Raw genomic sequence first — 17,986 nt, forward strand, 5'->3', positions numbered from 1 at the left:
GAAACTATGTACAAACGGGTACGACTCAAAGATACAGTCGAAGTCCCACCCCGACACCTGGGCGACGTGACGCCCGAGCGGGTCAAGCGACTGTTGCAGGACAAGTTGGAAGGACGGATGGACGAGGACGTGGGGAGCGTCGTGAGCGTCGTGAACGTCAACGACATCGGCGAGGGCACCGTGCTGCCCAACCGCCCCGGCGTCTACTACGAGGCCGATTTCGACGCCATCACCTACGACCCCGACATGCAGGAGGTCGTCGACGGCATCGTGGTCGAGGTCGTCGAGTTCGGTGCCTTCGTCGGCATCGGCCCGGTCGACGGGCTGCTGCACGTCTCGCAGATATCCGACGAATACCTCGCCTACGACGGCGAGAACCAGCAGCTCGCGTCGACCGAGTCCAACCAGACGCTCGCCGTCGACGACGAGGTGCGCGCCCGCATCGTCACCAAGAGCATCGACGAGCGCAACCCGCGCGACTCGAAGATCGGCCTCACGGCCAAACAGCCGGGGCTCGGCAAGCACGGCTGGCTCGAATCGAAGCGCCAGCAGAGCGAGGCCTCGGCGGAGGGTAACTGATGGCGAAGCCCCGTCTCGCCTGCCGCGAGTGCCACTTCGTCAACGACCCCGACAGACAGACGTGCGAGAACTGCGGGTCGAGCAGTCTCACCGAGGACTGGGCGGGCTACGTCGTCATCACCCACCCCGAAGACAGCGAAATCGCCACCGAGATGAACGTCACCGAACCCGGTGGCTACGCGCTCAAGGTCCGCTGAGGATGCTCACCCTGCCGACGGCGCTTCGGGCGGCGTTCAAAGAGCCGTTCGGCCCGGTGTACACCGAGGCCGACGACCTCCTCGCAGACGCATCCAGCGAGGACGCGGGCGCGCCGCTCGTCGCCGTCGGCGACGTCGTCACCTTCCACCTCCGCCGCGCCGGTCGCCCGCCGGACGTGGCCGTCGTCGACGGCAAGACGAAGCGCGAGGCCGTCGGCGAGGAGATTCGGCGGGCGGTCGAGACCGGCCGCCTCGTCGAGGTCGAAAACGAACCGGGAACCGTCTCCGTCGAACTCGTCGAGGCGCTCGTGGCCGCGCTCGCCGCCGACGAGCCGACGACGCTCCTCGTCGAAGGCGAAGAGGACCTCGCCACGCTCCCGGCGGTGCTCGCCGCGCCCGTCGGCTCGACGGTCGTCTACGGCCAACCCGACGAGGGAATGGTCCGCGTCGCCGTCACCGACGCGACCAAGACCGAGATGCGGGACCTCCTCGCGCGGTTCGACGGCGACTTCGACGCCGTCGTCGCGCCCATCGACGCCTGAGACGCGGGCGCGCTCGTCCCTTCGAAATCCTTTTACTTGCTTCGGGGGGAATTACAGGTAACTGAACCATGGATATCGAAATCATCTCCGAGGAGGAGAACCCCATGTTGCACCGGACGGACGTTCGATTCGAGATCGTCCACGAGGAAGCGACGCCCTCTCGTCTGTCGGTCCGCGACTCGCTCGCGGCCAAGCTGAACAAGGACTCCGACGAGGTCGTCGTCCACGAACTCGACACGAAGTTCGGCATGCGCAAGACCGCGGGCTACGCGAAGGTCTACGAGAGCCCCGAGTTCGCGCGCGACGTCGAACAGGACCACATGCTCGAACGCAACAAGATCACCGACGCCGACGCCGAAGTCGAAGCCGAAGAGGCGTAACCCCGGCTTCGAACCGTCGTTTCTTCACACTCGATGCGCATTCTCGGAATCGAAGGTACAGCGTGGGCCGCGAGCGCAGCGGTTTTCGAGACCGACGACCCCGACGCGCTCCGCTCCGGAAGCGGGCGGACGCCCGACCCCGCGGCCGACCACGTCTTCATCGAATCTGACCCCTACCAGCCGGACAGCGGCGGCATCCACCCGCGCGAGGCCGCAGAACACATGGGGACCGCCGTCCCCGAGGTCGTCGAGACCGCGCTCGCGCACGCCGCGGCGCGGCACGACGGCGACGGTCCCGTCGTCGACGGCGTCGCCTTCTCCCGCGGCCCCGGTCTCGGGCCGTGTCTCCGCATCGTCGGCACCGCGGCCCGCTCGGTCGCCCAGACGCTCGACGTGCCGTTGCTGGGCGTCAACCACATGGTCGCGCACCTCGAAATCGGTCGCTACCAATCGGGCTTCGACTCCCCGGTCTGTCTGAACGCCTCGGGCGCGAACGCCCACCTCTTGGGCTACCACAACGGCCGCTACCGCGTCCTCGGCGAGACGATGGACACCGGCGTCGGCAACGCCCTCGACAAGTTCACCCGCCACGTCGGCTGGACCCACCCCGGCGGGCCGAAGGTCGAGGCGGCCGCGGCGGACGGCGACTACGTCGAACTGCCGTACGTCGTCAAGGGGATGGACTTCTCGTTTTCCGGCATCATGAGCGCCGCGAAGGACGAGGCGGACGCGGGCACGCCCGTCCCCGACATCTGCGCCGGCCTCCAGGAGACAGTCTTCGCCATGCTCGCCGAGGTGGCCGAGCGCGCGCTGTCGCTGACGGGGACGGACGAACTCGTCCTCGGCGGCGGCGTGGGCCAGAACGCCCGCCTGCGCGAGATGCTCGCCGAGATGTGCGACCAGCGCGGGGCGGAGTTCCACGCGCCCGAACCGCGGTTCCTCCGCGACAACGCCGGCATGATAGCCGCCCTCGGCGCGCGGATGCTCGCCGCGGGCGACACGCTCGCGGTCGAAGAGTCCACCGTGGACCCGAACTTCCGACCCGACCAGGTCGAGGTGACGTGGCGCGGCGCGGACGAGTCGGTCGCGCGCGCCCACACCGACGACGGCGCGATTCGCGGGGCCGAGGCGACCGTCGATATCGGCTCCGAGGAGGTCGTCAAGCGGCGCGTCCCGAAGACGTACCGCCACCCGGAGCTGGACGACAGACTCCGACGCGAGCGGACCAAAGCCGAGTCGCGGCTGACGAGCGACGCCCGGCGCGCCGGCGTTCGGACGCCCGTCATTCGGGACATCGACCCCGTCGAGGGCGTCATCACGTTCCAGCGGGTCGGCGACGCGGACCTCGCGGAGCGCCTCGACGCCGAGGCCGTCCGCGTCGTCGGCGAGTACCTCGCGCGACTCCACGAGGCCGGTATCGTCCACGGCGACCCGACGACGCGGAACGTCCGGGTCGGGACCGGACCGGACGGCGACCCGCGCGTGTCCCTCATCGACTTCGGCCTCGGCTTCCACACGGGCCACGTCGAGGACCACGCGATGGACCTCCACGTGTTCGCCCAGAGCGTCGAGGGCACCGCCGCCGACGCCGACCCGCTTCTCGACGCGCTCGAAGCGGGCTACGAGACCGTCGGCTCCGAGGCGGTCATCGCCCGGTTGCGCGAAGTCGAGTCCCGCGGCCGGTACCGGTAGCCGGCGCGGACACCTCGCCGGAAGGCCAAAACGATTTATCCCGAGCCGGCGTATTCGTCTCACATGGCAGACAAACCGCAGCGCGGAACGCTTTTCGGCATCCCGTACAACTTCGAGCGACCGAGCGCCGGCCGACTGCTCTCGTCGTACTGGCAGCCCGGCAAGGGCATGCTGGTCGAAAAGCCGTTCGGAATCGGCTACACGCTGAACCTCGCGAGCTGGCGGTCGTGGGTCGTCCTCCTCGTCGCCGGCGGCCTCCTCTGGAACGAGCGCCAGAAGGCGGAGGAGAACGAAGGAGACGAGGCCGACGACGGCCCCGTCGAAGTCATCGTCGACTGAGGCGAAGCGACCGACACCGACGACTTTTCCACGTCCGCCCGCGGAGGGGCGGGCATGCTCCGATACGTCACCACGAACGCGGGGAAGGTCCGCGAGGCGCTTTCGTACCTCGACGACGACGTGACCCAACTCGACTTCGACTACACCGAGGTACAGGCGTCCGACCTCGGCCCCATCGCGGCCCACGGCGCGCGCGAGGCCTACCGCTACGCCGGCGAGCCGGTGCTCGTGGACGACGCCGGGCTCTTCATCGACGGCTTCGAGGGCTTCCCCGGCCCGTACTCCTCGTACGTCGAAGACACCCTCGGCGTCGAGGCGGTCCACCGACTGGCCGCGGCCGAACTTGACGAGCCCCGGCGGGCCTCCTTCCGGTGTGTCCTCGCGTACTGCGACGGCGAGCCGTTCGAGGCGAGTCCGGACCCGATAGACCGCGACGACCGGACCGTCGCGGCCGCCCGCGGCGCGGAACAGGACACAGAGGAGACGGAGGCGCTCCCGGTGAAGCTCTTTACGGGGAGCGTCAACGGCCGCATCGTCCCGCCGCGCGGCGAGGGCGGCTTCGGCTACGACCCCATCTTCGAACACGACGGCGCGACGTTCGCGGAGATGACCGCCGAGGAGAAAAACGGCATCTCCCACCGCGGGCGGGCGTTAGCGAAGTTCGCGACGTGGTACGCCGAGCGGGAGCGAGGCGTACGTTGAAAGCCACTGATTTTCAGAAGTACGCCGAGCGGGAGCGAGGCGAATCTCGTCTATCCTGACCGAGGAGTTCAACAGAGCCGCCCGAACGATAGCCGCACCCAACCACCGCCACCGGCCGCTACGTTTACCCCGGCGGAGCGACCCCGAACCGCATGGACCCGAGCGACTTCTTCGAAGGCGGGACCGTGACCGTCTCGGCGGCGACCTACGCGGTCGTCACGGCCGAGCGGGGCGACCCGGACGCCTTCGCGACGATTCGAGACGAGAACGAGACGACCGTCGTCGTCGAGGAGGGTCGCGTCGACGAGACGGCCGCCGTCGAAATCGAGCGGGGCTGGAAGCGACTCACCTTCGAGATGGTCCTGCCGTTCGAACTCGTCGGCTTTCTGGCGCGGGTCGCGGGCGCGCTCGCCGAGGAAGACATCTCGGTGTTCGCGCTGTCGGCGTACTCGACCGACCACGTCCTCGTCCCGGGGGGCGACGTGGCGGCGGCCGCGACGAAACTCGAATCGCTCGGCTGTACCGTCGAGCGCGCCGGGACCGACGGCGACGGGAACTAACGTCGAGACTGGTTTGCGAGCGAACAATTTGATACGTTCGGCGTTGACAGACTAGTCGTGATGTTCCCCGACTACGACGAGCCCCTTCCCCTCGTCACCGACCCCTCCAGCGGTATCGACCGCGCGCGCGCCGCCCGATTGACAGCCGACCCCGGCCCCGTCATTCCCCGCAATCGCGGGGGTCGCCACTCAGGGACGGCGGGCGCGTACGGGGACGTATGAACCGAGCGAACGTCGTCGCCGCCGGCGCGGCCAGCGGCTACGGAATCGCCGTCTTCGCCGCCATCGCGGTGTTCTTCGGCGACGCCTCGCAGGGTCTCGGTGTCGCCGTCGCGTTCGGCCTCGTGACCGTCCTCGCCATCTTCGCGGTGACGCGCGTCCTCAACGACTGAGCCGGCGGGTGGTCGGCGATCGGGCCGGCGCTGGCGACTACGCCCGCGGGTCGCGGTCCGGGCCGGGGTACGACCCGCCTTCGACTTCGACGTAGAGGCTCTCCGGCGCGAACAGCGACGCGAACGCCTTCGGATGGCGAATACTGACCGGGAAGCGACCGCCGACCGCCGCGCCCGCCCGCACCGAACTGAGACGGTCGTCGAACGTGAGGAGGTGCATCGCGCCGCCGCGGTAGGCCGACGCGAGCGCGGGGTTGTCGCCGTCCGGGTGGGAGACGAGTTCGGCCCACGAGTCGACCTTCTCGCGCCAGTCGGCCGCGAGGTCGGCGTCCGCGAGCGACGAGACGACCGCCTCGGCGTCGTCGAGAAGCGGGTCGCTGGCGACGAGCGTCGTCCACGAGTGCCGCCGGAGGTGGTCGAGCGCCGCTCTCGCGGGACCGTCGGCGAGGAGGTCGGCCGCGAGCACGTCGGCGTCGGCGACGACCCGCGCGGGCGAGGGCTCCGTCTCAGGCATCGTCGCCCCGGCGGGCGCGGAGCGCCTCGGTGACGTCGGCTTCGGTGGTCTCGTAGGCGGCGGCGCGGGCGAAAAGCGATTCCCAGCTCATGTGCGCTAGCACGGAGAGAGTCGAAAAGAATCCGACGCAACCGATTTCAGGCGCGAGTCGTTTCGAATTCCCGTGATTGAAATGAATTGTGATTACCCCACATGGGAAACAGTTATTCCACGTTCGGCGAACCACAATGCATGGCGATAGAGCGACGGCGCTTCTTACAGGCTGCCGGTGTCGGCGCGGTTCTCGGACTGAGCGGATGCACGGGGAACACGAGTCCCCCGGAGGCGAACAACGAGACCGCGGAGGATTCTGGGGGGAGCCAAAGCGAGGGCGAGAGCGGCGCGACCCAAGAGCTGACGCTGGCGACGACGACGAGCACCTACGACACGGGGCTGCTCGACGCCCTGAACCCGGTGTTCGAGGAGCAGTTCAACGCCCGGGTGAAGACCATCTCGCAGGGGACCGGCGCGGCAATCGAGACGGCGCGGAACGGCGACGCCGACGTGATTCTCGTCCACGCCCGCGGCGCTGAAGACGAGTTCCTCCAAGACGGCTACGGCGTCAACCGCCGCGACGTGATGTTCAACGACTTCGTCGTCGTCGGGCCGGCCGACGACCCCGCGGGCATCTCGGGGATGGAGAGCGCGACCGACGCCTTCGCGGCCATCGCCGAGGCCGAGGCGACGTTCGTCTCCCGCGGCGACGACTCGGGGACGAACAAGAAGGAACTGCTCATCTGGGAGGCCGCCGGCGTCGAGCCGTCGGGGACGTGGTACCGCGAAATCGGCAAGGGCATGGGCGACACGCTCGTGCAGGCCGACCAGTCGGGCGCGTACACGCTCTCGGACCGCGGGACGTTCCTCGCGACGCAGGACAACGTCGACCTCGAAATCCAGGTGCAGGGCCCGCTCAAGGGCGGCCCGACCATCCTGAAGAACCCCTACGGCGTCATCCCGGTCAACCCCGCGAAGTACCCCGACGTGAACTACTCGCTGGCGATGGCGTACGCCGGCTTCCTCACGAGCCCCGAGGGACAGGAGATAATCAGCAACTACACGGCGAACGGGTCGCAGTTGTTCTTCCCCAACGCGCTCTCGGAGGAGCCGCAGTTCGGCCAGTACGTCCCCGAGAGTTACGACGGCGGAGAGAACGCCTCGTCGTCGGCGTCGGTCTCCGACGCGCAGTTCGAGTCGTGGGTGGCACAGCACGTCCCCGAGGACTTTTAGTCCGGTCGGACCCCACCACCGACCGTGTTCGGCCTCGGCGACCTGAACCTCACCTATCTCGTCAGCATCACGGCCGTCTCGCTGTACGTGAGCACCGCGGCGGTCGCGCTCAGCGCCGCGATCGGCCTGCCCATCTCGCTTTTGGTCGGCTTCCGCGACTTCACCGGGAAGTCCGCCGTGACCTCGCTCATCTCGACGGGCATGGGCTTTCCGAGCGTCGTCGTGGGGCTCGTCGTGCTCTTGACGCTCTCCCGGTCGGGGCCGCTCGGGGCGTTCGAACTGCTGTTTACGCCCGAGGCGATGATTCTCTCGCAGACCATCCTCGCGCTTCCCGTCCTCGTGAGCGTCTCGCTGTCGGCGGTCCAGTCGGTCCCGCAGGACCTCAGAGACGCCGCGTTCGCCGCCGGCGGCACCTCGACCGACGTGGCGCTGTTGGTCGTCCGCGAGGCGCGATACGGCATCGTCACGGCGCTTCTGGCCGCCTACGGCCGCGCCATCAGCGAGGTCGGCTCCGTGCTCATCGTCGGCGGCAACATCGTCTTCTCGGACAGCACGTCGTTCACCCGGACGCTCACGACGGCCATCACCGTCGAGGCGCGGAAGGGGAACATCGAGACTGGCATCGCCCTCGGAGCCATCCTGCTCGCGCTCGTCCTCGGCGTGAACGCCCTCGGCGCGCGGTTCCGCGACCGGACTCCCGGACGGAACGGGAGGGGACGATGACGGCCGGACTCCCCGGTGGCGGCGAGTCCGACGGGTCCGACTCCACATCGACCGGCGCGCGACACAGTCGGACTCGGCTCGCGGCCCGCGATCTCGGCCACGGTTTCGGCGACGGCGCGGTGCTGGACGACGTCTCGCTCGCCGTCGAACCGGGGGAAATTCTCGCCGTCGTCGGTCCCTCGGGAACGGGGAAGACGACGCTGTTTCGACTGCTCGCGATGTTCGAGCGCCCCGACGAGGGGTCGGTCGAAGTCGGCGGCGACGACGTGTGGGGCCTCCCGGAGGCTCGCCGGCTGGCGGTCAGACGCCGGGTCGGGATGGCGTTCCAGACCCGGAGCCTCTTTTCGACGACGGTCGCGGAGAACGTCTCCTACGGGCTCCGCGTCCGCCGACCGTGGTCGGCTCGCGTCCGCGACGCGGTAGCGGGGCTACTCGGCCGCGAGGGGCCGTCGGAGACGGTCGAGGACGCCCTTCGGACCGTCGGCATGCTCGACAAGGTCGACCGCGACGCCGGCTCGCTGTCGGCCGGGGAGGCCCAGCGCGTCGCCATCGCTCGCGCGCTCGCGCCCGACCCCGACGTGTTACTGCTGGACGAGCCGACCTCGAACCTCGACCCGCGGAACACCGCGGCCATCGAGTCGGCGATGCGGGCGGCCAGAGACCGCGGCATCGCCGTCGCGCTCGCCACCCACGACATGCAGCAGGCCCGGCGGGTGTCGGACCGGACGGCCGTCATCCTCGGCGGGACGTGCATCGAATCGGGGGCGACCGACGCGGTGTTCGAGTCGCCGGACGACGACCGGGTCCGCCAGTTCGTCGAGGGGAAACTCGTCTACTGAACGCGGGGCCTCAGCCGCGGTCTCGTCGTCGGTATAACAGCAGATTTTGCGTGTAGATGGCGTGTGACCCCCGTCTGACGCAGATTTAAGGTTCCCCGTACGTACCCGAGGATGGGGCGCGCATTCGGCCTCAGTTCCCATCCTCCCACCGGCGCGCCCGGCACGAAAACCACCACCACCATCGTCGTTCTGGTTTCCCCCGGTACGACACGCGGCGCCGCCACCACGGCGCTGTTTTCCGAGGTAGACTGCGCCGCAGAGCGGCGTCTCGGTCGCGACGACCGACGTCTCGGCCGCGACGACCGGCGTCTGCGTCGGGTCAGCCGAGCAGTTTCGACCGGACTCGCTCCAGCGCGTTTCGCTCCGTGAGGAGCGCGAGCTGGTCGCCGGGCTCGACGGCAGTCCCGGGGAGCGGAATCGTCATCGGCTCGCGCTCCCGGCCGTGGGCGTAGACCCGGCCGTCCGCGCCGAGATCGATGTTGGCGACGTGCTGGCCGACGACGGGCGCGCCGTCGGGGACGGTCACCGTCGTCAGTCGGAGCTGGTCGGTCAGGTCGCCGATGGCGTTGAAGTCGCCGCCGAGAAGCGCCGTCTTCGCGCCGGCCGCGCCGAGGCGTTCGGGGTAGATAATCTCGTCCACGTCGTCGGCGTAGCGCTCGTAAATCTCCTGGCGGTAGTCCTCGCTGATTCGCATGACCGTCCGGCAGTCGAACTCCTTGCCGAGCATGCAGGCCGCGAAGTTGACGTTCGGGTCGCCGGTCAGTCCGCCGACGGCGTCCGCTCCCTCGACGCCCGCCTCCCGCAGCACGCTCTCGGTTCCGCCGTCGCCGAGAACGGCCTCGAACCCCTCGTCGCGGGCGCGGTCGACCTTCTTTTCGTCGTTGTCGACGACCGTCACGTCGTGGCCCTCCTCGCGGAGCACGCGAGCGGTCCGCGAGCCCACACGGCCGTACCCAACGATAACGAGTTTCATGGTAGTAGTATGCACACCGGGTGGCTAAAAGATGGCCCCGTCAGGGCCGGGTCCGTTCGAGTCGCTCCCGAACCGAATCGATGGTGTCCGCGAGCGGCGGTGTCCCGAAGAGGGCGACGAGCACCGCGCCGACCGTGTCGAAGATGAGGTCGACGATGGTGTCGTCGAGACCGTACTGGACGAGGACGGACTCGGAGCCGACGGCTTCGGCGGCGAGGCGCGCGCCGAACTCCAGTACCTCCCAGAACACGCCGGCCGCGAGCGTGAAAAGCAGGACGTAGACGAACATGAAGCGGTCGGGGAGGGAGACGGCCTCGGTGTACTCGTCGACGGCCCGCGCGGTGACGTAGCCGACGGCCGCGACCACGGTCGCCGAGAGCGTGTGGGTGACGTGGTCCCACCAGTCGATGTAGTTGTACGGGCCGAGCATGCCGACGGCGTGGAGCAACACCGCCAGCGCCAACCAGAGGCCGAGAAGCGGGTGGAGCCGAATCTGCCAGTCGCGGCGGAGCACCGCGGGGAGGAACGTCGCGCCCAGCGCGAGCACCGCGTTGACGACGACGCTCAGGTTCCGCGTGTAGACGCCGACGAGGAAGATACACAGGATGACGGCCTGAATCGCCCGCCCCGCCAGTCGCTCGATTCGACGAGAGACCATTGCGGTGCGCTACGACCTGAGCGCCCTAAATTCGAGCGTGTGACTAGCTAGCACGACCACCGACACCGTTTTTCGCCCTGATTGCATACGCTCCACCGATGATGGCCACCACTCACGCCCTCGCTGGTGTCGTTCTCGGCACCGCCGTGTGGGCGCTGGTCCCCGAGGCCGGGATGCTCCCGGTGCTCGCGGCCGCACTCGGCGGCCTGTTCCCCGACTTCGACCTGTACGCGGGTCACCGGAAGACCCTCCACTTCCCCGTGTACTTCAGCGCGCTCGCCGTGCCCGCAGTCGCGGTCGCCGCGCTGAACCCGACCACGACCACGCTCGCGGTCGCGCTGTTCCTCGCGGCGGCCGCGCTCCACTCCGCGTCGGACGTGCTCGGCGGCGGCCTCGAACTCAAGCCGTGGCTCGGCACCTCCGAGCGCGCCGTCTACGACCACTGGAACGGGCGGTGGCTCGCCCCCAAGCGACTGATTCGCTACGACGGCGCACCCGAGGACCTCGCGTTGACGCTCCTGTTCGCCGTCCCGCCGGTCCTCGCGTTCGACGGCCTCGCCGAGACGCTCGTCATCGCCGCGGTCGCCGTCTCCGGCGTCTACGTCCTGCTCCGCAAGCCGATGGTCGCCATCGCCGAGACCGCCGTCGCGGCGATACCCGACCACGTCGTCGACTACGTGCCGGAGCGGTTCGTCCGCGACCTTCGGTAAGCGGCTCCCCGTTTTCGAGGCGTCTCGACCACCGAGTCTCCGTTTTTCAGCGTCGCTTCCGTCTCGAACCGACAGCCCGCGAGCGGGCCGACCGGGACAAGACACTTATCCGGCGACCGCGCGGTCGAACTCACCAGCGTTCCAGAATGACAGACCAACGACGCGCCGTCAGAGACGCGTACGACCGCCTCGCCGACGACTACCGCGACCAGCGGAGCGACGACGCGCCCGCGGTGCTCGGCGAACTCGCCGACGCCCTCGACTCGGGCGCGCGGGTGCTCGACGCCGGGTGCGGGCAGGGGACGCCCGTGACGGACGCCCTCGCCGCCGACTTCGACGTGGTCGGCGTCGACTTCTCCCGCGAGCAACTGCGACTCGCCCGCCAAGACGTGCCGGCGGCGGGGTTCGCACAGGGCGACATGACCGCGCTCCCGGTTCGCTCGGCCGCCTTCGACGCCGTCTGCGCGTTCTACTCCGTCATCCACGTCCCAATCGCGGAACACGAACAGGTGTTCGCGGAGTTCGCCCGCGTCCTCCGGCCCGGCGGCACCCTGCTTTCGACCGTCGGCGGCGAGGCGTGGTCCGGGTCGAACCCCGACTGGCTCGACAGCGGCGTCGAGATGCGCTGGAGCTTCCCCGACATCGAGGAGACCTACGAAACGCTCGATTCGGCCGGGTTCACGGTCGAATCCGAGTTCGTCGTGGACGACGAACTGGGGAGTCAGTACCCGTTCGTGTTAGCGCGATACGAGGGTTGAACGGCCGTTCGCGGCGGCGAGCTGGGTCGATGCGCCCGCTCGCGACGCCCCGTGAATTCCACAGGTATCCCCCAAGCGTATAGCGTCGGGGACGCAGATACGACCCATGCTCGCACTACTCGCGTCTCTCGCAGTTGCGGTCGGCTGTCTCGGCGTCGCCGCCGGGACGGTCGGAACCCTCGGGGGCGCTGACGACCCCGACGAGTACGATTACGTCGTCGCCAAGGACGGCAGCGGCGACTACGAGACGATTCAGGCCGCCATCGACGGCGCGAAGTCGTTCCCGCCGAACCGAATCCGCATCCTCGTCCGAGACGGCGTGTACGACGAGAAGGTCGAGGTCCACGCGTGGAACCCCGACGTCACCCTCGTCGGCGAGCGCGCCGGGGAGACGGTCATCACCCACGACGACCACTTCGAGAAAATCGACCGCGGGCGCAACAGCACCTTCTTCACCCACACGCTGAAGGTCCGCGGCAACGACTTCCGCGCCCGAAACCTGACCGTCGAGAACAGCGCCGGCCCGGTCGGACAGGCCGTCGCCCTCCACGTCGACGCCGACCGGGCGGTCTTCGAGAACTGCCGCTTCCTCGGCCACCAAGACACCGTCTACGCCGCCGGCGAGGGGGCACGCCAGTACTTCTCGAACTGCGACGTCGAGGGGACGACCGACTTCGTCTTCGGCGGCGCGACCGCCGTCTTCGAGGACTGCCGCGTCCACTCGAAAGCCGACTCGTACGTGACGGCGGCCTCAACGCCGGAGAGCGAGCCCTTCGGCTTCGTCTTTCTCGACTGCGAACTGACCGCCGACCCCGACGTGTCCGAGGTGTATCTCGGCCGCCCGTGGCGAAACCACGCCCGAACCGCGTTTATCCGCACCCGGATGGACTCGCACGTGCTCCCCGCCGGCTGGCACAACTGGTCGCGCCCGGAAGCCGAGAAGACGGTCGAATACGCGGAGTACGGCAGCCGAGGACCGGGCGCGGAGGGCGAGCGAGTTCCGTGGGCGATGGCGTTGACTGAGGCGGAGGCTGAACGGTATTCGAAGGCGAACGTGTTGGGTTCGGAGGGTGCTGGTGAGTGGTGGGAGTGGGAAGAATGAGCGTGCGAGGGGCGGGTCAGTTTCGACCGAAATCCGGCAACCGCTCGGGGACGAGACGCCTCGCTCGACAGTTGAATTTCGAGAAGAGCCTAGGCCGGGATTTGAACCCGGGGTCTCGTCCTTACCAAGGACGCGCTTTACCCTCCGGCCAAATCGGCCGTTTTGAGGGCGTTATTGCCGCATCTCCGCCGGTTTCGACCTTCTCGTCGAGGAAACACTACACGGCAATATAAATAATTCAGGGGTGCCACCTCGACTTTCTAATCAGGACCGGACGGAATCGCCAATCCTGTTGTAGCGATACTGCGGGTGTCCACAAGACCGACTGCAACCACTAACACATTATATACTTTAGCGATTCCGACAGTGCCCATACCGGGATGGGAGAAAATGCTGTATGTACGTACGGGCGCGTCTTGGCACTACAATTCGACTGAGTAGCTGTTGTACTGGCACTACCTGTGTATACGTACTTACAGGGGCTAAGGAGATCAGGTGGTGAGAAGTCCGGCGGAGCTTTCCCAAAGAGGTTGGTGGCACCGACTCGCCGGTCGTGATGGGATGGTCGCTTCTCTTTTTTCCTCAAAGGTGATGAGGACGCGTTGCTCCTATACGCCGGTGAGTCAGAAACGCTTGTGTGACAGGGGGCGTGATTAGTGTCGCTCTTTCGAGAAAATCATTGAGTTTGCCTCGGAGCGGCCAGCTCACGGCGGATGTTATGTTCGGAGGAAAGTGTTCGGGGGTAAAACCATGATAGACACCTCTAAAGCCGTCTTGAGCAACACCTGGTGGTTGTTGGCATGAATCTTCGCGGTACCGGAAACAAATCTCGTACTCGCTTCGGCACACACCAACGTATATGTAATACGATTTGAAAGATACAGATATTATGCCGATTTTTGAGAAACCCGTTGACGAGATCACGCTTGGTGATGTTGAACAATTGGTTACTGAAGGGATTCAAGAGGGAAAACAGATCGAGTACAAGGAGTACCTCAACCTCGATACTGATTCATCAGACCACAAAACCACACTGCTGGCGGAGGCGACATCTTTCGCAAACAGTAATGGAGGTCATCTAATCGTTGGAATCCCCGATGATGACGGCCAGCCTGAACATGCGGCTGGCTTTCCTGTTGACGAGGTTGATCAAACTATCGAACAATGGGCCAATGTTCTCCGGCGTAGCACTGACCCTCCTCTCCCAACCAGCAGTTTCGACATCAGTGCAATCCCGACCGAAGGGAACCGACACCTCGTAGTCGTCGGTATTGACCGGAGCTGGCGATCTCCCCACCGTGTCACGACAAATGACCGGTTCTATGCACGGAGCCCGAGTGGCCGATTTCCATTAGATGTCGGTGAGATTCGCCGACGAATACTTCAGACGGAGCGTCAAGGTGAGACGTTCAATGAGTTCAGAAACGATCGAATCGCCACCATAGCGGGAGACGGAGATCGGTTCGACATTACGATATCACCAAAGTTCGTTCTACATGTCCTTTCAGGAGACTCTCTCACACCTGGGAAGCAAATCGATCTTTCCACCGCAGAACTCCGCACAGATTCGAGGCCTCCCTTCTTCGAGGCGAGAGCCGGTGCAGGGGGCCTCGACGAGGTGTATTCCGTTGACAGCGTTACTGTTCTCCGTGGTTCGACGGATCAAGAAGTGAGCAAGTACGTTCGTACGTTTCGCGGAGGGGTAGTTGAAGCATTAACAAAATACGTATTCACCACAAATCCAAAACATGGATCTCCCTATTTGTCCAGTAGCGAGCTCAGAACTGCATTAGAAAATACGCTACCGGATTACGTCAGCTACCTCCAAAGACAAGATCTGCGGCCACCCCTCTACGTTTTCGCATCCATTATCGGCGCTCCAGAGTTCCTTATCAAGCGTAACTCGAGAGGAGATGAGTACGACCGAGTCCCGTTTGGGGAGCAAGTTATCACTCTACCGGAAGTTGTGATTGAGTCGTATTCTATCGATCCTGATTCTGCTATTGATGAACTAATGGATCTGGTATGGAACGCTGGCGGAAAATCAGGGGAGCCTCGTTAGTTGAACGTCACTTGCGACATAAGCTTCGGCCTGTGGTCTTCTTTGCCTTCTCGAAGTCATCTTGATAAGATTTGATAATCGAGTAATAGTATGGGTACACAGAAGATTCTCGTAATGGGTGATAACCATGGTGACGTCGAGTCCCTAAAACGGGTAGTCTCTGAAACGGAGGGAGAATTGTTTGATTTTGTTATTCACGTAGGAGACTTGACTAACGCATATTTTGACGGGCTTGAAGCTGGTGTTGAACAGCTCTGTAATGTTGAACCGTACTTGGCAACCTTGGAGGATCGCACCAACGGTGGTTTGCTCTATATCTACGGAAACCGAGATCACACGCGCGGACCAGATTCACGGTATGTCTATGAAGAACACGAGCTCTCCGTAGGAACTCGTATCTCACCAGAGGGTACCACTACAGTAGGAGACCAGCGGTTTACTCAGGAGCCAGAAAGTGTAGTGGAGGACGATATTTTAGTTACTCACGGTGAATATGTTCCGATGCTGGATCATTTCTCTGGGCGGGCGTACTTCTCTGGCCACGAGCACACTGGACGATACAAGGGTCGTTGTCTCAATTCGGCGTTTCTCTACCGAACTGACGATCACGGGAGTGACCCACTTATCGGCGGGTATTTCATCGTCACTGTAGAGGATGAGCCGCCGTTTGAGGTGGACTTCCGCAACCTCGACCGACTCAAAAAGATATTCTGCACTCAACATCACAGCCGGGGGGTTCTGTTCGCTCCCGACTTTCATGATTGCCAGTTCTGTTACGACGGGGAGCTACAGTTTCTACAGGAGATGGCGAGTTCAGCGTACTACGGACTTACACAAGGTAATGACAGAGAAGAAGTCACGGATGAGGAATTGATTCAGTATGCTGTCGGCCTTTTCGACAATCCTCCTCATGGCTTCGAGCAACTATTCACGCAGTATGTAGACCAGTTGGGGAACTCTCCTCTTGATCCACTTCAGCGGAACGAAAACGGCCGATTCGTATCCCCGTATCGGTAGTGCAGGGATGAATGATTCGATGAGTATGGCTTGAGATGTCGCCCCACCGTAGAAAATAACTGGCCCCCCGTCAACGACTCTGTTATGTCCCTTTCGCTGGACCAACTTGATTCTCATTTATTCAAATGTGCAGACATTATTCGCGACGCCGTTGACTCAACCGACTACAAGGAGTATATTCTTCCACTCGTCTACTACAAGACCATTTCTGACGAGTTCGAAAATCAGTATCAGAACAATCTTGAGGAGTATGACACGCAGACCGCTCGGAACCCCGACCATTACGACGTTCCCGTTGTTCCCGAAGGACACACTTGGAACGATATTCGAGAAGTTACTGACAACGTCGATCAAGCACTCAACGAAGCTTTTGCAGCACTGATCGAGACAAACCCTGAATTGAAAGGTGCTTTCCGAGTTGATTTTGTTAACGCAAGCGGGCTCAATGACGACCGATTGACCCAGTTGCTGAATCATCTTAGTGAGTACGATCTTGACCGCACCTCGGTATCACCTGATCTGCTTGGTGATGCCTTCCGAGACCTCATTCACCGTTTTGCTGAAGAAGAAGGTAAGAAAGGAGGCCAGTTCTATACTCCGCCTGAGATTTCAAAATTATGTATCTCGCTGTTAGACGATTTCGAAGTTGGAGACGAATTACACGATCCGACCGTAGGGTCCGCTGGGATGTTGGTGGAGGCCGCCCGTTACTTCCGTGAAGAACAAGAGAGGAACCCTTCAGAACTCCGATTGACGGGCCAAGAGATCAACTTAGATATTGCCGCCATTGCCCGTTTGAATCTCTCTATCCATGATCTAAACGACGAAATCGCCAGAGGGGATTCACTATTAGACCCACAGTTTACTCAGGATGGCGAGTTGGAACGATTTGACTACGTCGTCTCCAATTTTCCGTTTTCAATGGATTGGTCGAAAGACGAACTTCGGAATGACCAGTATGAGCGTTTCAATTGGAGCGATAAACTCCCTCGGGCTGATCGCGGTGATTACGCGTTTATCATGCACATTGCCAAACATTTGAAGCGTCCAAATTTAAACAGCACGGGGGGGAAAGCGGCTATCGTCATTCCTCATGGTGTCCTCTTTCGGAAGCATGAGATGGCGTATAGGGAACATATGCTTGAGCATGATCTTGTCGAGGCGATAATCGGCCTTCCAGAAAAATTGTTCCCGAACACAGCTATCCCTTCGGCAATTCTCGTTCTAAACACTGACAAACCAACTGAGAAGGAAGGTGAAGTACAGTTCATTCACGCAGCAGATCCCGATTTCTATGAGGAGCTAAGGAGCCAGAATAAATTGACTGAGGATGGGATTGATAGAATCGTAAGTCTGGTTCAGGACAATGCAACGAGATATTCGATAAGTAAGACTGCTCAGATCGAAGAAATACGAGAGAATGATTACAACCTTAACATTACATTCTATGTTGATGGGGTGGATTTCCGAGAAGGACAGGCCCTCAATCGAGGTCTGAGCAAGCTTGACGAAGTATCATACGACGGCCAGTTGAATCTCAAGGCAAACTCAACGTTTGATGCGATTCTCGGGAGGGTGATTCAAAAGCTCGATAATACGGTATTGGTTTTAGGAAATTACGAGGGTGCTCACAAAGCTGAACTCGTACGGGTGAAACGTGCGTTGGAGGAAAGGGGATATGAAGCCCATCTTTTCGAAGATCTCCCTGATTTCCCCGGCCAAGATCTGTCTGGTAGCGTCGCCACCGCAATGCGACTGGTCGGTTTCTGCGTAATGGTGGACCGTCAAGCTTCAGGCCACATAGACGAGTATCGGCTTGCAGAAAAACAACGAACCATCCTCGCAAGATTAGTTTCGGACGAAGGTGGTTCAACCCGTATGATCGGGGGGTCCGAACACGTCGATGTGAACTATATCAAAACTTTTGAATTTGGGCTTTGCCCACAAGAGGTGCTTGACGAAGCAGTGGATTGGGCGGATC

20 protein-coding genes and 1 pseudogene are annotated in these 17,986 nt (G+C 63.5%); 18 read left to right on the top strand and 3 right to left on the bottom strand.

What is annotated here, in order from left to right:
• The first annotated feature begins 6 nt into the window (after window positions 1-6).
• From FY251_RS18275 to FY251_RS22675, 9 genes are all read left to right on the top strand, one after another.
• The gene (locus FY251_RS18275) at window positions 7-579 is read left to right on the top strand and encodes a DNA-directed RNA polymerase (RefSeq protein ID WP_004041780.1); all 573 of its coding nucleotides are present in this window, start codon (window positions 7-9) and stop codon (window positions 577-579) included.
• On the top strand, window positions 579-776 hold the full coding sequence (gene spt4, locus FY251_RS18280) for a transcription elongation factor subunit Spt4 (protein ID WP_148416463.1): 198 nt from the start codon (window positions 579-581) through the stop codon (window positions 774-776). The genes FY251_RS18275 and spt4 overlap by 1 nt, the downstream gene beginning before the upstream one ends.
• Before the next feature lie 2 nt (window positions 777-778).
• Entirely contained in the window at window positions 779-1,318 is a 540-nt protein-coding gene (locus FY251_RS18285) for a GTP-dependent dephospho-CoA kinase family protein (RefSeq protein ID WP_148416464.1), read from the top strand.
• A gap of 68 nt (window positions 1,319-1,386) precedes the next feature.
• The gene (locus FY251_RS18290; RefSeq protein WP_004967452.1) at window positions 1,387-1,698 is read left to right on the top strand and encodes a 30S ribosomal protein S24e; all 312 of its coding nucleotides are present in this window, start codon (window positions 1,387-1,389) and stop codon (window positions 1,696-1,698) included.
• A 33-nt stretch (window positions 1,699-1,731) separates the two neighbouring features.
• Entirely contained in the window at window positions 1,732-3,390 is a 1,659-nt protein-coding gene (locus tag FY251_RS18295) for a bifunctional N(6)-L-threonylcarbamoyladenine synthase/serine/threonine protein kinase (protein ID WP_148416465.1), read from the top strand.
• A 63-nt stretch (window positions 3,391-3,453) separates the two neighbouring features.
• Window positions 3,454-3,729 carry a DUF5808 domain-containing protein gene (locus tag FY251_RS18300; RefSeq protein ID WP_148416466.1) on the top strand — a complete coding sequence of 92 codons (276 nt, stop codon included), beginning with the start codon at window positions 3,454-3,456 and terminating at the stop codon, window positions 3,727-3,729.
• 54 nt (window positions 3,730-3,783) lie between these two features.
• Window positions 3,784-4,431, top strand: a complete 648-nt coding sequence (locus tag FY251_RS18305; RefSeq protein WP_148416467.1) for a non-canonical purine NTP pyrophosphatase — start codon at window positions 3,784-3,786, stop codon at window positions 4,429-4,431.
• Between the two features lie 152 nt (window positions 4,432-4,583).
• The gene (locus FY251_RS18310) at window positions 4,584-4,991 is read left to right on the top strand and encodes an ACT domain-containing protein (protein WP_148416468.1); all 408 of its coding nucleotides are present in this window, start codon (window positions 4,584-4,586) and stop codon (window positions 4,989-4,991) included.
• Window positions 4,992-5,209: 218 nt separating this feature from the next.
• Window positions 5,210-5,383 (top strand): hypothetical protein, encoded by a 174-nt coding sequence (locus FY251_RS22675; protein WP_167344088.1) that lies wholly within the window; start codon window positions 5,210-5,212, stop codon window positions 5,381-5,383.
• Window positions 5,384-5,420: 37 nt separating this feature from the next.
• Here the strand turns inward: FY251_RS22675 and FY251_RS18315 are convergent, their stop codons facing one another.
• Window positions 5,421-5,897, bottom strand: a complete 477-nt coding sequence (locus FY251_RS18315) for a PIN domain-containing protein (protein WP_148416469.1) — start codon at window positions 5,895-5,897, stop codon at window positions 5,421-5,423.
• A gap of 231 nt (window positions 5,898-6,128) precedes the next feature.
• Between FY251_RS18315 and FY251_RS18320 the strand changes: the two genes are divergently transcribed.
• The 3 genes from FY251_RS18320 to FY251_RS18330 are packed head-to-tail and all read left to right on the top strand — an operon-like array spanning window position 6,129 to window position 8,725.
• Complete coding sequence (locus tag FY251_RS18320; RefSeq protein WP_148416470.1) at window positions 6,129-7,163, top strand: substrate-binding domain-containing protein; 1,035 nt, start codon at window positions 6,129-6,131, stop codon at window positions 7,161-7,163.
• A gap of 24 nt (window positions 7,164-7,187) precedes the next feature.
• Window positions 7,188-7,886, top strand: a complete 699-nt coding sequence (locus FY251_RS18325; protein ID WP_148416471.1) for an ABC transporter permease — start codon at window positions 7,188-7,190, stop codon at window positions 7,884-7,886.
• Window positions 7,883-8,725, top strand: a complete 843-nt coding sequence (locus FY251_RS18330; RefSeq protein ID WP_148416472.1) for a phosphate ABC transporter ATP-binding protein — start codon at window positions 7,883-7,885, stop codon at window positions 8,723-8,725. Before FY251_RS18325 ends, FY251_RS18330 begins: the two co-directional genes overlap by 4 nt.
• Before the next feature lie 319 nt (window positions 8,726-9,044).
• Here FY251_RS18330 and FY251_RS18335 read toward each other — a convergent pair whose 3' ends face one another.
• Window positions 9,045-9,698, bottom strand: a complete 654-nt coding sequence (locus tag FY251_RS18335; protein WP_089776911.1) for a TrkA family potassium uptake protein — start codon at window positions 9,696-9,698, stop codon at window positions 9,045-9,047.
• Window positions 9,699-9,738: 40 nt separating this feature from the next.
• A complete protein-coding gene (locus FY251_RS18340) occupies window positions 9,739-10,356 on the bottom strand; it encodes a hypothetical protein (protein ID WP_148416473.1) in 618 nt (205 codons plus the stop codon).
• A 98-nt stretch (window positions 10,357-10,454) separates the two neighbouring features.
• Here FY251_RS18340 and FY251_RS18345 point away from each other — a divergent pair, with 98 nt between their 5' ends.
• The 6 genes and pseudogenes from FY251_RS18345 to FY251_RS18370 form a co-directional block, all read left to right on the top strand.
• Window positions 10,455-11,066: a metal-dependent hydrolase gene (locus FY251_RS18345; protein ID WP_187367446.1), complete on the top strand. Its 612-nt coding sequence runs from the start codon at window positions 10,455-10,457 to the stop codon at window positions 11,064-11,066.
• Window positions 11,067-11,212: 146 nt separating this feature from the next.
• A complete protein-coding gene (locus FY251_RS18350; protein ID WP_148416474.1) occupies window positions 11,213-11,824 on the top strand; it encodes a class I SAM-dependent methyltransferase in 612 nt (203 codons plus the stop codon).
• A gap of 106 nt (window positions 11,825-11,930) precedes the next feature.
• Window positions 11,931-12,926, top strand: a complete 996-nt coding sequence (locus tag FY251_RS18355; protein WP_148416475.1) for a pectinesterase family protein — start codon at window positions 11,931-11,933, stop codon at window positions 12,924-12,926.
• An 889-nt stretch (window positions 12,927-13,815) separates the two neighbouring features.
• Window positions 13,816-14,988, top strand: a complete 1,173-nt coding sequence (locus FY251_RS18360) for an RNA-binding domain-containing protein (RefSeq protein ID WP_148416476.1) — start codon at window positions 13,816-13,818, stop codon at window positions 14,986-14,988.
• Window positions 14,989-15,078: 90 nt separating this feature from the next.
• Window positions 15,079-16,005 carry a metallophosphoesterase family protein gene (locus tag FY251_RS18365; RefSeq protein ID WP_148416477.1) on the top strand — a complete coding sequence of 309 codons (927 nt, stop codon included), beginning with the start codon at window positions 15,079-15,081 and terminating at the stop codon, window positions 16,003-16,005.
• An 84-nt stretch (window positions 16,006-16,089) separates the two neighbouring features.
• Window positions 16,090-17,520, top strand: a pseudogene (locus tag FY251_RS18370) (N-6 DNA methylase); the annotation flags it as partial.
• Window positions 17,521-17,986: the final 466 nt, after the last annotated feature.

This window comes from Haloferax sp. KTX1 (assembly GCF_902410085.1).
Lineage (GTDB): Archaea > Halobacteriota > Halobacteria > Halobacteriales > Haloferacaceae > Haloferax > Haloferax massiliensis.

Bases quoted from the DNA above. Each gene is read 5' to 3' on its own strand.
- spt4 (WP_148416463.1), top strand. From the start codon at position 579: ATGGCGAAGCCCCGTCTCGCCTGCCGCGAGTGCCACTTCGTCAACGAC.
- FY251_RS18355 (WP_148416475.1), top strand. From the start codon at position 11,931: ATGCTCGCACTACTCGCGTCTCTCGCAGTTGCGGTCGGCTGTCTCGGC.
- FY251_RS18295 (WP_148416465.1), top strand. From the start codon at position 1,732: ATGCGCATTCTCGGAATCGAAGGTACAGCGTGGGCCGCGAGCGCAGCG.
- FY251_RS22675 (WP_167344088.1), top strand. From the start codon at position 5,210: ATGAACCGAGCGAACGTCGTCGCCGCCGGCGCGGCCAGCGGCTACGGA.
- FY251_RS18290 (WP_004967452.1), top strand. From the start codon at position 1,387: ATGGATATCGAAATCATCTCCGAGGAGGAGAACCCCATGTTGCACCGG.
- FY251_RS18300 (WP_148416466.1), top strand. From the start codon at position 3,454: ATGGCAGACAAACCGCAGCGCGGAACGCTTTTCGGCATCCCGTACAAC.
- FY251_RS18340 (WP_148416473.1), bottom strand. From the start codon at position 10,356: ATGGTCTCTCGTCGAATCGAGCGACTGGCGGGGCGGGCGATTCAGGCC.
- FY251_RS18310 (WP_148416468.1), top strand. From the start codon at position 4,584: ATGGACCCGAGCGACTTCTTCGAAGGCGGGACCGTGACCGTCTCGGCG.
- FY251_RS18345 (WP_187367446.1), top strand. From the start codon at position 10,455: ATGATGGCCACCACTCACGCCCTCGCTGGTGTCGTTCTCGGCACCGCC.
- FY251_RS18360 (WP_148416476.1), top strand. From the start codon at position 13,816: ATGCCGATTTTTGAGAAACCCGTTGACGAGATCACGCTTGGTGATGTT.
- FY251_RS18285 (WP_148416464.1), top strand. From the start codon at position 779: ATGCTCACCCTGCCGACGGCGCTTCGGGCGGCGTTCAAAGAGCCGTTC.
- FY251_RS18365 (WP_148416477.1), top strand. From the start codon at position 15,079: ATGGGTACACAGAAGATTCTCGTAATGGGTGATAACCATGGTGACGTC.
- FY251_RS18350 (WP_148416474.1), top strand. From the start codon at position 11,213: ATGACAGACCAACGACGCGCCGTCAGAGACGCGTACGACCGCCTCGCC.
- FY251_RS18330 (WP_148416472.1), top strand. From the start codon at position 7,883: ATGACGGCCGGACTCCCCGGTGGCGGCGAGTCCGACGGGTCCGACTCC.
- FY251_RS18335 (WP_089776911.1), bottom strand. From the start codon at position 9,698: ATGAAACTCGTTATCGTTGGGTACGGCCGTGTGGGCTCGCGGACCGCT.
- FY251_RS18275 (WP_004041780.1), top strand. From the start codon at position 7: ATGTACAAACGGGTACGACTCAAAGATACAGTCGAAGTCCCACCCCGA.
- FY251_RS18315 (WP_148416469.1), bottom strand. From the start codon at position 5,897: ATGCCTGAGACGGAGCCCTCGCCCGCGCGGGTCGTCGCCGACGCCGAC.
- FY251_RS18320 (WP_148416470.1), top strand. From the start codon at position 6,129: ATGGCGATAGAGCGACGGCGCTTCTTACAGGCTGCCGGTGTCGGCGCG.
- FY251_RS18305 (WP_148416467.1), top strand. From the start codon at position 3,784: ATGCTCCGATACGTCACCACGAACGCGGGGAAGGTCCGCGAGGCGCTT.